Origin of the sequence: Amycolatopsis sp. lyj-90 (genome assembly GCF_046549035.1) — a bacterium.
Taxonomy (GTDB): Bacteria; Actinomycetota; Actinomycetes; order Mycobacteriales; family Pseudonocardiaceae; genus Amycolatopsis.
In genome coordinates, this window is sequence record NZ_JAJPWP010000010.1 from 90,816 (window position 1) to 105,783 (window position 14,968).

Consider the following 14,968-nt stretch of genomic DNA (forward strand, 5'->3'; position numbering starts at 1 on the left):
TCGGGCTAGACTGCTTCTTTGCGCTGCCCTCTTTCAGGCTGCCCGGAGCCGGTAGTTAGGATAGTGGGCACACGGCACCCTTGACAGTCCGCATCAGCTGTTGCTGACGCGGCTGCTCACCGCTCATTGTCCCCGGAAGGACGCATCTTGGCAGTCTCTCCCGCGAACCAGGCCACTGCTGCGACCACCTCGGCTGTATCTCGCTCGGAGTCCACGGGAATCCCGGGAGCCCCCAAACGGGTCTCCTTCGCAAAGATTCGCGAGCCGCTCAGCACCCCGAACCTGCTCGACGTGCAGATCAGGTCTTTCGAATGGTTCACCGGCGACGAGGCGTGGTTCGAACGCCGCGTCGAAGAAGGTGAAGAAAACCCGGTCGGCGGCCTGGAAGAGGTCCTCAACGAGATCTCGCCGATCGAAGACTTCTCCGGATCCATGTCGCTGTCCTTCTCCGACCCGCGCTTCGACGAGGTCAAGGCCTCCGTCGAGGAGTGCAAGGACAAGGACATGACGTACGCGGCCCCGCTGTTCGTGACCGCCGAGTTCGTGAACAACAACACCGGCGAGATCAAGAGCCAGACGGTCTTCATGGGCGACTTCCCGGTGATGACCGACAAGGGCACCTTCGTCATCAACGGCACCGAGCGTGTCGTCGTGTCCCAGCTGGTCCGTTCGCCCGGTGTGTACTTCGACAGCAGTGTCGACAAGACCACCGACAAGGACGTCTTCAACGTCCGCGTGATCCCGAGCCGGGGTGCCTGGCTCGAGTTCGACGTCGACAAGCGCGACACCGTCGGCGTCCGCATCGACCGCAAGCGCCGCCAGCCGGTGACCGTGTTGCTGAAGGCGCTGGGCTGGACCACCGAGGCGATCCGCGAGCGTTTCTCCTTCTCGGAGACGCTGCTCGCCACCCTCGAGAAGGACCACACCGCCGGCACCGACGAGGCGCTGCTCGACATCTACCGCAAGCTGCGCCCGGGCGAACCCCCCACCAAGGAAAGCGCGCAGACGCTGCTGGAGAACCTGTTCTTCAAGCCGAAGCGCTACGACCTCGCCAAGGTCGGCCGGTACAAGGTCAACAAGAAGCTCGCCCTCACCACGCCGTACGACACCGGGACGCTGACCGAAGAGGACATCGTCTCGACGATCGAGTACCTGGTCCGGCTGCACGCCGGCGAGGACAAGGTCACCATCGGCGACCAGACCATCCCGGTCGAGACCGACGACATCGACCACTTCGGCAACCGTCGTCTCCGCACCGTCGGCGAGCTCATCCAGAACCAGATCCGCGTGGGTCTGTCCCGGATGGAGCGCGTCGTCCGCGAGCGGATGACCACGCAGGACGTCGAGGCGATCACGCCGCAGACCCTGATCAACATCCGTCCCGTCGTGGCGGCGATCAAGGAGTTCTTCGGTACTTCGCAGCTGTCGCAGTTCATGGACCAGAACAACCCGCTGTCGGGGCTGACGCACAAGCGTCGTCTGTCCGCCCTCGGCCCCGGTGGTCTGTCGCGTGAGCGCGCCGGCATGGAGGTCCGTGACGTCCACCCGTCGCACTACGGCCGCATGTGCCCGATCGAGACGCCGGAAGGCCCGAACATCGGCCTGATCGGTTCGCTCTGCTCGTACGCGCGGGTCAACCCGTTCGGTTTCATCGAGACCCCGTACCGCAAGGTCGTCGAGGGCCGTGTCACCGACCAGGTCGACTACCTCACCGCGGACGAGGAAGACCGGTTCGTGAAGGCGCAGGCCAACGCGCCGATCTCGGACGACGGCACCTTCGTCGAAGACCGCGTCCTGGTCCGTAAGAAGGGCGGCGAGGTCGAGCTGATCGACCCGCTCGACGTGGACTACATGGACGTCTCGCCGCGGCAGATGGTCTCGGTCGCGACGGCGATGATCCCGTTCCTCGAGCACGACGACGCGAACCGCGCGCTGATGGGCGCGAACATGCAGCGTCAGGCCGTTCCGCTGCTCCGCAACCAGGCGCCGTACGTCGGCACCGGGGTGGAGCTGCGTGCCGCGGTCGACGCCGGTGACGTGCTCGTCGCCGAGCAGTCCGGTGTCGTCGAGGAGCTCTCGGCCGACCTGATCACGATCATGCACGACGACGGCACGCGGAAGAGCTACGGACTGTACAAGTTCCGTCGCTCCAACCACGGCACCTGCTTCAACCACCGCCCGATCGTCAACGAGGGTGACCGGGTCGAGCAGGGTCAGGTCATCGCCGACGGCCCGTCCACCGAGAACGGTGAGATGGCGCTCGGCAAGAACCTGCTCGTCGCGGTCATGCCGTGGGAGGGCCACAACTACGAGGACGCGATCATCCTCTCGGAGCGCCTGGTGCAGGACGACGTGCTCACGTCGATCCACATCGAGGAGCACGAGATCGACGCCCGCGACACCAAGCTGGGCGCCGAGGAGATCACCCGGGACATCCCGAACGTCTCCGAGGAGGTCCTGGCCGACCTCGACGAGCGCGGCATCATCCGCATCGGTGCCGAGGTCCGCGACGGCGACATCCTGGTCGGCAAGGTCACGCCCAAGGGCGAGACCGAGCTGACCCCGGAAGAGCGCCTGCTCCGCGCGATCTTCGGTGAGAAGGCCCGTGAAGTCCGCGACACCTCGCTGAAGGTGCCGCACGGCGAGACCGGCAAGGTCATCGGCATCCGCGTGTTCTCGCGCGAGGACGACGACGAGCTGCCCCCGGGCGTCAACGAACTGGTCCGCGTCTACGTGGCCCAGAAGCGGAAGATCCAGCCGGGCGACAAGCTCGCCGGCCGCCACGGGAACAAGGGTGTCATCGGCAAGATCCTCCCCGCCGAGGACATGCCGTTCATGGAGGACGGCACGCCCGTCGACATCATCCTGAACACCCACGGTGTCCCGCGTCGTATGAACATCGGCCAGGTCCTGGAACTCCACCTGGGCTGGCTGGCGTCGCAGGGCTGGAAGATCGAGGGCAACCCCGACTGGGCGAAGAACCTCAACGAGGAGCTGTACGACGTCGACCCCGGCACGAACACCGCCACCCCGGTGTTCGACGGTGCCAAGGAAGACGAGCTGACCGGCCTGCTCGGTGCCACCAAGCCGAACCGTGACGGTGAGCGCATGGTGAAGCAGAACGGCAAGGCCACGCTGCTGGACGGCCGCTCCGGCGAGCCGTACCCGTACCCGGTCGCGGTCGGCTACATGTACATCCTGAAGCTGCACCACCTCGTCGACGACAAGATCCACGCCCGGTCGACCGGTCCGTACTCGATGATCACGCAGCAGCCGCTGGGTGGTAAGGCGCAGTTCGGTGGCCAGCGCTTCGGTGAGATGGAGTGCTGGGCGATGCAGGCGTACGGCGCCGCATACACCCTGCAGGAGCTCCTCACCATCAAGTCGGACGACGTGGTCGGCCGCGTGAAGGTGTACGAGGCGATCGTCAAGGGGGAGAACATCCCCGAGCCGGGTATCCCCGAGTCGTTCAAGGTGCTCCTGAAGGAGCTCCAGTCGCTCTGCCTCAACGTCGAGGTGCTGTCCAGCGACGGCGCCGCGATCGAGATGCGCGACTCCGACGACGAGGACCTCGAGCGCGCCGCCGCCAACCTCGGCATCAACCTGTCCCGCAACGAGTCGCCCTCGGTGGACGACGTCGTGCACTGACGGCTGTCCGAGGCGGGGCCTGCCTCCCGTGGGTCCCGCCTCGACCGCCAACCCCTCTAGTCGACTCAACCCCAAGGGGATGCAAAGACGTGCTGGACGTCAACTTCTTCGATGAGCTCCGCATCGGTCTCGCCACCGCCGACGACATTCGTCAGTGGTCCTTCGGTGAGGTCAAGAAGCCGGAGACCATCAACTACCGGACGCTCAAGCCCGAGAAGGACGGCCTCTTCTGCGAGAAGATCTTCGGCCCGACCCGGGACTGGGAGTGCTACTGCGGTAAGTACAAGCGGGTCCGCTTCAAGGGCATCATCTGCGAGCGCTGTGGCGTCGAGGTCACCCGCGCCAAGGTGCGCCGTGAGCGGATGGGCCACATCGAGCTGGCCGCCCCCGTCACCCACATCTGGTACTTCAAGGGTGTTCCTTCCCGCCTCGGCTACCTGCTGGACCTGGCGCCGAAGGACCTCGAGAAGATCATCTACTTCGCGGCCTACGTGATCACCGGTGTGAACACCGAGCTGCGGCACAACGACCTGCCGACCCTCGAGAACGAGATCGGCGTCGAGCGCAAGAACCTCGAGACCAAGCGTGACGCGGACATCGAGGCACGGGCGCAGAAGCTGGAAGCCGACCTGGCCGAGCTGGAGGCGGAGGGCGCCAAGTCCGACGTCCGCCGCAAGGTCAAGGAAGGCGGCGAGCGCGAGATGCGTCAGCTGCGTGACCGCGCCGGTCGCGAGCTGGACCGTCTCGAGGAGGTCTGGACGACCTTCACCAAGCTCGACGTCCGTCAGCTGATCGCCGACGAGCTGCTCTACCGCGAGCTCATCGACCGCTACGGCGAGTACTTCACCGGCGGCATGGGCGCGGAGGCCATCCAGAAGCTGGCCGCCGAGTTCGACGTCTCGGCGGAGGCCGACAACCTGCGCGACACCATCCGCAACGGCAAGGGGCAGAAGAAGCTCCGCGCGCTGAAGCGGCTCAAGGTCGTCGCGGCCTTCCAGATGACCGGAAACGACCCGCGCGGCATGGTGCTCGACGCCGTCCCGGTGATCCCGCCGGACCTGCGCCCGATGGTCCAGCTCGACGGTGGCCGGTTCGCCACCTCCGACCTGAACGACCTCTACCGCCGGGTCATCAACCGCAACAACCGGTTGAAGCGGCTGATCGACCTCGGCGCGCCCGAGATCATCGTCAACAACGAGAAGCGGATGCTGCAGGAGGCCGTCGACGCGCTGTTCGACAACGGCCGCCGCGGCCGCCCGGTCACCGGTCCCGGTAACCGCCCGCTGAAGTCGCTGTCCGATCTGCTCAAGGGCAAGCAGGGCCGGTTCCGTCAGAACCTGCTCGGCAAGCGTGTCGACTACTCCGGCCGTTCCGTCATCATCGTCGGCCCGCAGCTGAAGCTTCACCAGTGCGGTCTGCCGAAGGACATGGCGCTCGAGCTGTTCAAGCCGTTCGTCATGAAGCGGCTGGTCGACCTGAACCACGCGCAGAACATCAAGTCCGCCAAGCGGATGGTGGAGCGCTCGCGCCCGCAGGTGTGGGACGTGCTCGAAGAGGTAATCACCGGTCACCCGGTGATGCTGAACCGTGCGCCGACCCTGCACCGCCTCGGTATCCAGGCCTTCGAGCCGCAGCTGGTCGAAGGCAAGGCCATCCAGCTGCACCCGCTGGTCTGTGAAGCGTTCAACGCGGACTTCGACGGTGACCAGATGGCCGTGCACCTCCCGCTTTCCGCGGAGGCGCAGGCCGAGGCCCGCATCCTGATGCTGTCGGCGAACAACATCCTTTCGCCGGCGTCGGGCCGCCCGCTCGCCATGCCGCGTCTGGACATGGTGACCGGTCTGTTCCACCTGACCCGGCTCACCGAGAAGGCGGAGGGTGCCGGCAACGCGTACTCCTCGCCCGCCGAAGCGATCATGGCGTACGACCTCAAGGCGCTGAGCCTGCACGCCCCGGTCAAGATCCGCATCGTCGACCGTCAGCCCGCCAAGGCCGACGAAGCGGCGCTCGCGGAGAAGGGCTGGGAGCCGGGCAAGGCTTGGCTGGCCGAGACCACCCTTGGCCGCGTGCTGTTCAACGAGCTGCTGCCGGCGGACTACCCGTTCATCAACGAGCCGATGCCGAAGAAGCGTCAGGCCCTGATCGTGAACGACCTCGCCGAGCGGTACTCGATGACCCAGGTCGCGCAGACCCTGGACCGCCTGAAGGACGCCGGTTTCTACTGGGCGACCCGTTCGGGTGTCACGGTCGCGATCTCCGACGTGCTGGTCCCGACGGGCAAGAAAGCCATTCTGGACGAGTACGAAGGCAAGGCCGACCAGGTCGAGAAGCGGTACCAGCGTGGTCAGCTGTCGCACACCGAGCGCAACAACGAGCTCGTCAAGGTGTGGACGCAGGCCACCGAAGAGGTCCACAAGATCATGGAGACGGCGCTGCCGGACGACAACCCGATCGCGATGATCGTGAAGTCGGGCGCGGCGGGCAACATGACGCAGGTCCGGTCGCTGGCCGGTATGCGTGGTCTGGTGTCGAACCCGAAGGGTGAGTACATCCCGCGTCCGATCAAGGCCAACTTCCGTGAAGGCCTGTCGGTGGCGGAGTACTTCATCGCGACGCACGGTGCCCGTAAGGGTCTGGCGGACACGGCGCTCCGTACCGCCGACTCGGGTTACCTGACCCGTCGTCTGGTGGACGTGTCGCAGGACGTCATCGTCCGCGAGGTCGACTGTGGCACCACCCGCGGCATCAACATGCCGATCGGTGAGGACATCGGCGACGGCAAGGTCCTGCGTGACCAGCACGTCGAGACCAGCGTGTACGCGCGGAACCTGGCGACCGACGCGGTCGACGCCAAGGGCAACGTCGTGCTCAACGCCGGTGACGACATCGGCGACCCGGCCCTGGACAAGCTCATCTCGAGCGGGATCTCCAAGGTCAAGGTGCGTTCGGTGCTGACCTGTGAGTCGGCCGTCGGTATCTGCGCCACCTGTTACGGCCGGTCCATGGCGACCGGTCAGCTCGTCGACGTCGGCGAGGCCGTGGGTATCGTCGCGGCCCAGTCGATCGGTGAGCCGGGTACGCAGCTGACGATGCGTACGTTCCACCAGGGTGGTGTCGCCGGTGACGACATCACGACCGGTCTGCCCCGTGTCCAGGAGCTGTTCGAGGCCCGGGTCCCGAAGGGCAAGGCGCCGATCGCCGACGTCGATGGCCGTGTGCGCATCGAGGAGAGCGAGCGGTTCTGGAAGATCACGCTGATCCCGGACGACGGCAGCGAAGAGATCGTCTTCGACAAGCTGTCCAAGCGTCAGCGGCTCGCGAACACCCCGAACGGCCCGCTGGGCGACGGTGACCGCGTCAACGTCGGTCAGCAGCTGCTCGAAGGCACGCCGGACCCGCACGAGGTCCTGCGGGTCATGGGGCCGCGCGAGGCGCAGATGCACCTGGTGGACGAGGTCCAGAAGGTGTACCGGGCGCAGGGTGTGTCGATCCACGACAAGCACATCGAGGTCATCGTGCGGCAGATGCTGCGCCGCGTGACGATCATCGACTCCGGTGCCACGGACTTCCTGCCGGGCGAGCTGCCCGAGCGGACCAAGTTCGAGGCGAAGAACCGTGCGTCGGTCGCCGAGGGTGGCGAGCCGGCTTCGGGTCGCCCGGTGCTGATGGGGATCACGAAGGCCTCGCTGACCACGGACTCGTGGCTGTCGGCGGCCTCGTTCCAGGAGACCACGCGTGTTCTGACCGACGCGGCCATCAACGGCCGTTCGGACAGGCTCGTGGGCCTCAAGGAGAACGTGATCATCGGTAAGCTGATCCCGGCCGGTACCGGGATCAACAAGTACCGCAACATCCAGGTGCAGCCGACCGAGGAGGCGCGGGTCGCCGCTTACGCGATCCCGTCCTACGACGACGGCTACTACACCCCGGATGTCTTCGGCTCCACCCCGGGTGCCGCGGTTCCGCTGGACGATTACGACTTCGGCCGCGACTTCCGCTGATCCACCCCCGCTTCACCAAAGCGCCCCTGGCCTCCGGCCGGGGGCGCTTTGCTTTCCCCCGCTCCGCTCCCGCACGACGTGCGTTTAGCCCCCTAATCGCGATCCGGTAGCGGGGGAGCGCGACTTGCGTTTAGCGGGCTAATCGCGATCCGGCGGCAGGGCGACGATCGGTGCGGTATCCGCCTGGATGCGCGACGGATGGCGGGCGATCCCGGGGGTGCCGATCGACAGGATGGTCGATATGGAACCTCTAGCGACAGACAAGAACACGGGCCTCGACCCCGCGGAGCTGCGGTCCGCTTTGGACGGTGTCCACCGGGCGGGCGTGCCGGGTGTGTTCGCCGAAGTACGCGCGGGCGAGCAGGTCTGGCGCGGCGCCTCCGGAGTCGCAGACCTCGAAACCGGCCGTCCCGTCGAGACCGGTATGCGGCAGCGAGTCGGCAGCATCACCAAGACCTTCGTCTCCGCCGCGGTTCTGCTGGAAGTCGAGAGCGGGCGGATCGGGCTCGACGCGCCGATCGGTGACTACCTGCCACGACTGGTCCCCGGTGAGCGCGGGCGCCGGATCACGGTCCGCATGCTGCTCAACCACACCAGCGGCCTCGCCGAGTACCTGCCGTACGCGTTCCCGTCGCTCAAGGAACTCGCTCCCGGGAGCCTCGACGACAACCGGTTCCGGCAGTTCCGCCCGGCCGAGCTGATCGAGATGGGCGTCGGCGCGCCCGCCACCGGCGAGCCGGGAAGCACTCCCGGGGTGTACTCCAACACGAACTACCTGCTCCTGGGTGAGCTCCTGGAGCACGTGACCGGCGCCCCGGTCGAGAAGCACATCGCTCGCTCCGTCATCGAGCCGGCGGGTCTCGCGCACACCGGGTTTCCCGTCGGTCCGAGGATCGAGGAGCCACATTCGCGGATCTACGAGGCGATGTTCGGGACGATCGATCCGCCGCGGGACTACAGCGTCTACGAGATGTCCTGGGTGATGACCGGCGCGGGCCTGATCTCGACCGTCGAGGATCTCAACTGCTTCTACGGCAAGCTGCTCGGCGGCGAGATCGTCAGCCCGTCATCGCTGGCGCAGATGCAGCGCACGGTCCCGGTCATCGCGCAGGACGGGCGGCTGCTCGACTACGGCCTCGGCCTGTACAAGACCGAGATCCCCGGTCACGGCACCTTCTGGGGCCACGACGGCACGGTCTGGGGAGCCTTGACGATGGCCTGGACCCGCCCCGACGGCGGGCGGCAGTTCTCCGCCGCGATGAACCTGGCGAGGTGGGCCAAGCCGGGCACCGAGGGAACGCCGCACCCCATCGACGACGCCCTGGCCGCCCTCAAGCTGCAAGCCCTCCGCGGCCCTGCCTGACCCACCACCGACTTGCGTTTAGCCCCCTAATCGCGATCCGGCCGGCGGGGGAGCGTGAGCTGCGTTTAGCGGGCTAAACGCGATCCGGGGCGGGAGAAGCGCAGGTCAGGGAGTGCCGGGAGACGGGGAAGTCGAAGTAGGTGTCCGGGAAGGGCTCCCTGTTGAACGTGTAGTGCCACCACTCCTCGGCGAGGTTCCGGAACCCGGCCGCCGCGAGCGTGCCCTTGAGCAGTTGCCGGTTCGTCCGGGCCTCGCCGGTGACCCGCGGATCGTCGGTGTGCGAGAGCGTGTCGAAGCAGTCGTACCCGGTCCCCATGTCGACCATGTTGTCCGGGAACCGGTCCGGCGCGAAGCAGGGCTTCAGCGCCTCGCCCGGCCGAAAGGAGCGCTGCGGCAGAGGCGGCAGCTTCACGATCGTCAGGTCCACCGTGCTCCCGCGGCTGTGCCCGGACTTCTCCGCGATGTACCCGTCGATCTTCCGGCCGACGAAGTTGTGCTGCCCGCGGTACCGGATCTCGTGCAGGATCGTCGGCGAGCCTCCGAGGGCCTCGTGGACCTGCGGATCCACCAGAGTTCCCCGGATTGCATAACGAACTCGTAACGGACCAGTGTTCGCCGGACGCAGGTTACTGGGCCGTTGTGACCTGTAGTAGTGCCGCCAAGTGGTCTAATTCCCAGTACTCGGAATATCGCCACCCGTTCGGCCTAATGACGCATCCGCATCGTGGGAAATTCACTCGACCGTGGCATGTCCCATTCTTTGATCACGAGATTGACACTCGGGCGGCTTCACACGAGTATTTCGCCCATGCAATCCCCAGTCGCCTTGGTGTGGCGCCGGCACGTTGACTTGCGGCAGCAAGCAAGCGCGCTGTGTATGGATTCCTGACCTATTCCGGCTCGTCGCGTCGTCAATGAATTCGCGTATCCGAAACGGATGCGCCCGTTCTTCGTGCGCTGACGCTTTCCGCTGTGCCGCAACGGTTCCCTGCTTGAACCGGCGGTTGATTGCTTTCCCCTGATCCGTGTCGGTGACGCCTGCGCGAAATGAGGGGAGAGGTGTGCCAATTGTCTGGCGCTTCGGTAGCGAAAACAGGGAGAAAGAATGCTATCCAACTCGCCCAAGTGGCGAAAAGTGGTGATTGGCGCCATGGCGGCGGCGCTCGCCGTGGGCACGGTGACCTATACCGGTTCCACGACGAGCGCGTACGCCGACGTCCAGGTCGTCAAGGACGCGAAGAAGGCGGCCGACGGCAAGGAGTACTGGGTCCAGAACCACCTGGTGTCCAAGGACGTCGCGGCGTCCCGGAGTGCCGACGGCCAGCGCAAGAAGTGGCTGCTGGTCTGGGCCGGTGACGAGAACATCGCCGACACCCTGGTCAAGGACATCAAGAACCTGCCGGGTTCACTCGGCGGCGGCCTGAACAAGATCAAGAACGCGCTGCCTGGCCCGGACTTCCTCGCCGTGATCGACGCGACGCAGGGCTCGCCGACTTACGGCAAGGTCGTCAACACCGCCACCGTCGGACCGCTCGTCGAGAACGAGCCGCACCACATGCAGTACGTGTGGCACAAGGGCGACACGATCTACGCCGGCGCGCTGTTCGCCGCCGCGACGTACGCCTTCGACGTCTCCGCGTTGCCGCAACTGAAGCTCAAGGGCGTCAGCCTCCCGACCCAGACCCTCGGCGGTTCCGTGCCGGACGCGTACTGGGTGCTCAAGGACGGCACCGCTTACGGCACGTACATGGGCGGCCCGGTCGTGCCCGGACCGCACACCTACGCCAACGGTTCCACCGTGGTGGGCAACGGTTTCGCCGGCAGCCCCGGCGAGGTCGTCCGCTTCGACCAGAACGCACAGGTGCTCTCCGAGTCCCCGGCGGCCACGCCGCAGGGCGACAACAAGAAGCTGTGCGACAACCTCCCGCAGCTGGACAAGCCGACCTGCGCCAACCCGCACGGCATCCAGGCGCGCGAGGACCTCAACACCCTGGTCACCAGTGACTACGCCGAGCCGCGCAACATCATTCTCGACCCGGTGAAGCAGCCGTCGCCGTACCTGCGGCGGCCGACCGTCCGCACGTGGGACATCTCCGACCGCAACAAGCCGAAGCTCAAGGCGGTTTCGTACCTGCCGGACGGCCCGCGCGCCGATCCCGCGGACCCGCTGCACGCCGAAAGCCGCGCGGTCATGGAGACCACGGTGACCAACCTGCCCGGTCACAAGGGCGCGTTCGCCCAGACCATGCAGGGCGGCGCGGTGTTCTACACGCCGGACATCACCGCCAAGGAGCCGCACTGGATCCAGGTGTTCGACGACGGCGCCGCGAACAAGGCGATCCACCCGAACAACGATTCCAACGGCGGCGGGTCGAACGGCGGCTGGATCCAGACCAGCCCCGACGACAAGTACCTCTACCGCGCGATCACCGGACGGTCCAAAGGCGCGCTCGGCCCGGACGACCCCGGCACCACCGGTGGTGTCTACATCCTCGACATCCAGAAGCTGCTCGCCGCGGGCGACAAGGTCGAGAACATCAACGGCCGGATCGACACGAAGGAAAAGTCCCAGCAGGGCGGTGGCGGCGACCTGCCGACCGTCGTCGGCGCGGCCGCGATCAACCCGGGTACCTCGGGTGGCGGACCGCACTGGGGCGCGTACGACAACTTCGTGCTCGGTGAAGACGGCTTCTACCGCGAGACCGACAAGCCGCAGCACCTCGCGGTGTCGAACTACTTCGTCGCACGGTCCGGTTTGGACGGTGACCACAAGGTCAACCTGCTGAACCTCGCCCAGGACGGGAAGCTCGCGGTCGACCAGAACTTCCGGGACGAGTTCACCGGACAGGTCGGGATCAACTTCAACCGGAAGACCTGGCCGCACGGGTCCTTCGGCAACGCCAAGCCGCACTCGGAACTCTTCGTCGTGGCTGACGCGGATCTCAAGTAACCCTGCTCGGCGCGGAAGGTCGTGGGTGGTGGGCACACCCCGCCACCCACGACCCCGCCGACATGTTCGGAGAAGGTCCCCATGGATCACCACGTCATACCGGCGAGTTCGGGTTCCGCCGGAGTCGACATCGCCCTCGTCCTGCTTCGGCTCGGCCTCCTGCTGGCGACCGCTTTCCTCGCCGGTACCGGGATTCTGCGCCCGCTCGTGGGCGAACTGCCGAAGCGCCTGAACCTCACCATCGCCGTGCTCGGCGGGGTTTCCGCGGTCCTCGCGGCGGTTTCCGCCTTCGCGACCGACGTCAACGTCATCGCGCTGATCGTGCATCTCGTGCTCGCGCTGGCCATCCCGGTCCTCGTCCGGTGGCCGTCCGCCGGCCGCTGGGCCTCCCTCGCGCTCGCCGCGCTGGTGGTGCTCGAAACCTCGCTGGGGCGGACGGGCGTCGAATTCGCCATCGACACCGTTTACGTCGCCGCGGCGGCCTTGTGGTTCGGCGTCACCGTTCTCTCCGGGTGGGTGCCCGCCGACCAGTGGCGACAGACGAACTTCCGGCTCGGCCCGCTTTCCCTGACATTGGGCGGACTTCTCGTCGTCGCGGGTGCGGTCCAGCTGTTCTCCTCGGGACTCGGCTTGGACCGCCGGATCTACGAAACGCTCTTCGGTGTCACGTTGCTGGTGATCGCCGTGCTTCCGGTTGTCGCCACCGTTGTCGCCGGATTCTTCCTCTCCGGTAAGGAATCCACGCGTGCTTACCGCTTCGGCGCGGCCGCCGTGGCCATCGGTTTCGTCGCGTGGAGCGCCCTCGCGGCCATCCCGAAACCGGCCGCCCTGCCGATTCCCGGCGTCGCTCTGCTCACCGAGGCGTCCGCCGGCGAGCGTCAGTTCCCGGTGCTGGTGAGCCCGCAGCGGCCGGGCAGGAACCTCGTCCATTTCCCCGCGAGCGCGGGGGACGAGCTGTCCGCCGGAATCGAAGGCGGCCTGATCGGCAAGGCCATCGTGCGTCCCGGCGCCGAGGGCACCTGGGCCGAAGTCGACCTGCCGAAGGGCCGCAGTGAGCTGATCATCAGCCGCGGCGGGGAGAAGACGACGATCGAGGTCGACGCGGGCGAAGAAGAAGGACCCACCATCGTGGAGGCGGACGCGCCCGAGTGCGCTTCGGCCGCGCTGGGCGGCCTGATCGCCGACCGCCGCGAAGTCCTCGCCTCGTGTCCCGCGGACGCGCTTTCGGGCGAGGACAGCGGTTCGCTCGTCAAACTCGTCGAGTTCCTCGCCGCGCGCAAGCCATCCGCGCTCACCCTCGTCGAGGACACTTCGCCGCGCAGTGTGGCGGCCGCGAAGCTGGTCCGTGAGACCGCCGCGCGCTCCGGGCTCCCGGTGCAGGCCGAGGCGGGCCCGAACACCGCGCTGGTCGTGGTGTCCGGCTGGGCGGGCGGCTACACGGCGATGACGCGCGCGGCCGAGTCCCAGCGGCTCAAGCCGACCCACCAGTACGGCCTGTACCTGGCACCCTGGCTGCTCAACGGGCCGATCGTCAACTCCGTCGCGAGTTCCTCGCTCCCGCTGAGGTTCGACCCGCGCGAGCAGGTCGCCGTGAGCTTCGCCGTCGCCGCGGGCAACGCCTTCGGTGGCGAAAGCCCGACGCTCGGCGGATTCCGGAACTGGCTGGGCGACCAGTGGAAGTCGCTGAACGGCGACGTCCAGATCTTCGCGGCGGCACAGGTCAACGCCATGCCGATGTACCCGGGCGAACCGCACGCCGTCGGGATGATCGCCGACCGGAACTACGCGGGGCAATGGATCCCCGACGGCACGATCGTGCCGATCAGCTCGGTACTGCGATGAAGGATTCCGCTCGATTCCAGCAGCGGTAAGGAAAAAGGGAGAAGAGATGAAGCGAATCGCGGCCCGTGTGCTGCTGCCGCTCGCCGTCGCGGGCGCGCTGTCCGGACTCGCCGGCGGGGTCGCCTCGGCCGACCCGCTGCCGGGTCTGCCGACCGGTGGCGGCAACCCCGCGGTGTGGCTGATCCCCGGCCTCGACCTCGGCGGCTTGCTCGGCGCAGGCGTCCCCGTGCCCACCGATCTGCTCGCCCCGATCTACGGGATCATCACGCCGATTTCGTAAAACCGTTACCAGCAAAGGAGAATCTCATGAAGAAGACCCTCGTCCGCGCGGTCACCGGCGTGGCGCTCGCCGGCCTCGTCGTGCTCGGCTCGGCCGCTCCGGCCCTCGCCGTGCAGGCGGCCCCGAGCGATGTCGTCGTCGTCGACGAACCCGACACGAGCGACCTCAACAACATCTGGACGTTCGCGCCGCTCGGCGTCCCGGTGCTGGGCCTCATCCAGTCCCTCAACGGCGTCCCCGGCCGGCTGCTGCCGTCCTGACTTCCGTGGCGGCGCGGCTCTCGGGCCGCGCCGCCGCTTTCGGTGAGGAGAACCGATGGCCGACAGACAACTGATCGGGCGCATCGCCATCGCGGGCATCGTGGTGGCCGCGCTCGCGACCTGTGTGGTGCTGCTCAACGGCGGTGAGGAACCGCAGGCCGAGGGCGTGGCCGTCGTCGGGGAGCCGACCGGCGCCGCGCCGTCGCGGGAGCCGGACCGCACGATCACCCGGACGCTGAGCCAGGCGCAGCCGCAGCCGGTGTCGAACGACTGGCAGATCGCCTACGAGCTCGTCGGGACGGGGACCGCGACCGTGGTCTACGACTCGAACGGGCTGGGGCTGGTGCACCAGGAGTTGCAGGTGACACTGCCGTGGCGCAAGGAGCTCACGTGGAAGAACACCGGTACGCCGCCGACCGTCCAGCTGATGGGGCAGGGCGAGGGCACCGTCGAATGCCGGGTCGCCGTGGGCGGCGCCGTCGTCACGTCGGAGAAGTCCACGCCCGGTGAGGTCGCCACCTGCGCCGGCCGCCTCGCCCCCTCCTGACCAGCGCCGCGCGGCGACTTTAGCGGGCAAAGTGCGATCCGGGGCCCGGCCTCGCGCGGCGACTTCAGCCCCCTAAT

The 14,968-nt window shown here is 67.2% G+C and carries 9 protein-coding genes; 8 read left to right on the top strand and 1 reads right to left on the bottom strand.

What is annotated here, in order from left to right:
- The first annotated feature begins 147 nt into the window (after window positions 1–147).
- The 3 genes from ACLJPX_RS33460 (at window position 148) to ACLJPX_RS33470 (ending at window position 9,012) form a co-directional block, all read left to right on the top strand.
- A complete protein-coding gene (locus ACLJPX_RS33460) occupies window positions 148–3,648 on the top strand; it encodes a DNA-directed RNA polymerase subunit beta (protein WP_101612150.1) in 3,501 nt (1,166 codons plus the stop codon).
- 89 nt (window positions 3,649–3,737) lie between these two features.
- Window positions 3,738–7,649 (top strand): DNA-directed RNA polymerase subunit beta', encoded by a 3,912-nt coding sequence (locus ACLJPX_RS33465; protein WP_410604418.1) that lies wholly within the window; start codon window positions 3,738–3,740, stop codon window positions 7,647–7,649.
- A gap of 241 nt (window positions 7,650–7,890) precedes the next feature.
- On the top strand, window positions 7,891–9,012 hold the full coding sequence (locus ACLJPX_RS33470) for a serine hydrolase domain-containing protein (RefSeq protein WP_410604419.1): 1,122 nt from the start codon (window positions 7,891–7,893) through the stop codon (window positions 9,010–9,012).
- A gap of 73 nt (window positions 9,013–9,085) precedes the next feature.
- On the opposite strand, the gene ACLJPX_RS33475 is transcribed toward ACLJPX_RS33470, so the two are convergent.
- Window positions 9,086–9,580, bottom strand: coding sequence for a M15 family metallopeptidase (locus ACLJPX_RS33475; protein ID WP_410604420.1), 495 nt, complete (start codon window positions 9,578–9,580; stop codon window positions 9,086–9,088).
- Between the two features lie 582 nt (window positions 9,581–10,162).
- Here ACLJPX_RS33475 and ACLJPX_RS33480 point away from each other — a divergent pair.
- The 5 genes from ACLJPX_RS33480 to ACLJPX_RS33500 all read left to right on the top strand — a co-directional run bounded on the left by ACLJPX_RS33480 (window position 10,163) and on the right by ACLJPX_RS33500 (window position 14,891).
- On the top strand, window positions 10,163–11,962 hold the full coding sequence (locus tag ACLJPX_RS33480) for a hypothetical protein (protein WP_410604608.1): 1,800 nt from the start codon (window positions 10,163–10,165) through the stop codon (window positions 11,960–11,962).
- An 81-nt stretch (window positions 11,963–12,043) separates the two neighbouring features.
- The gene (locus ACLJPX_RS33485; protein ID WP_410604421.1) at window positions 12,044–13,804 is read left to right on the top strand and encodes a hypothetical protein; all 1,761 of its coding nucleotides are present in this window, start codon (window positions 12,044–12,046) and stop codon (window positions 13,802–13,804) included.
- A 46-nt stretch (window positions 13,805–13,850) separates the two neighbouring features.
- A complete protein-coding gene (locus ACLJPX_RS33490; RefSeq protein WP_101612156.1) occupies window positions 13,851–14,084 on the top strand; it encodes a hypothetical protein in 234 nt (77 codons plus the stop codon).
- A gap of 26 nt (window positions 14,085–14,110) precedes the next feature.
- Entirely contained in the window at window positions 14,111–14,344 is a 234-nt protein-coding gene (locus tag ACLJPX_RS33495; protein ID WP_410604422.1) for a hypothetical protein, read from the top strand.
- Window positions 14,345–14,399: 55 nt separating this feature from the next.
- Window positions 14,400–14,891 carry an MmpS family transport accessory protein gene (locus ACLJPX_RS33500; RefSeq protein ID WP_410604423.1) on the top strand — a complete coding sequence of 164 codons (492 nt, stop codon included), beginning with the start codon at window positions 14,400–14,402 and terminating at the stop codon, window positions 14,889–14,891.
- The last annotated feature ends 77 nt before the right edge of the window (window positions 14,892–14,968 follow it).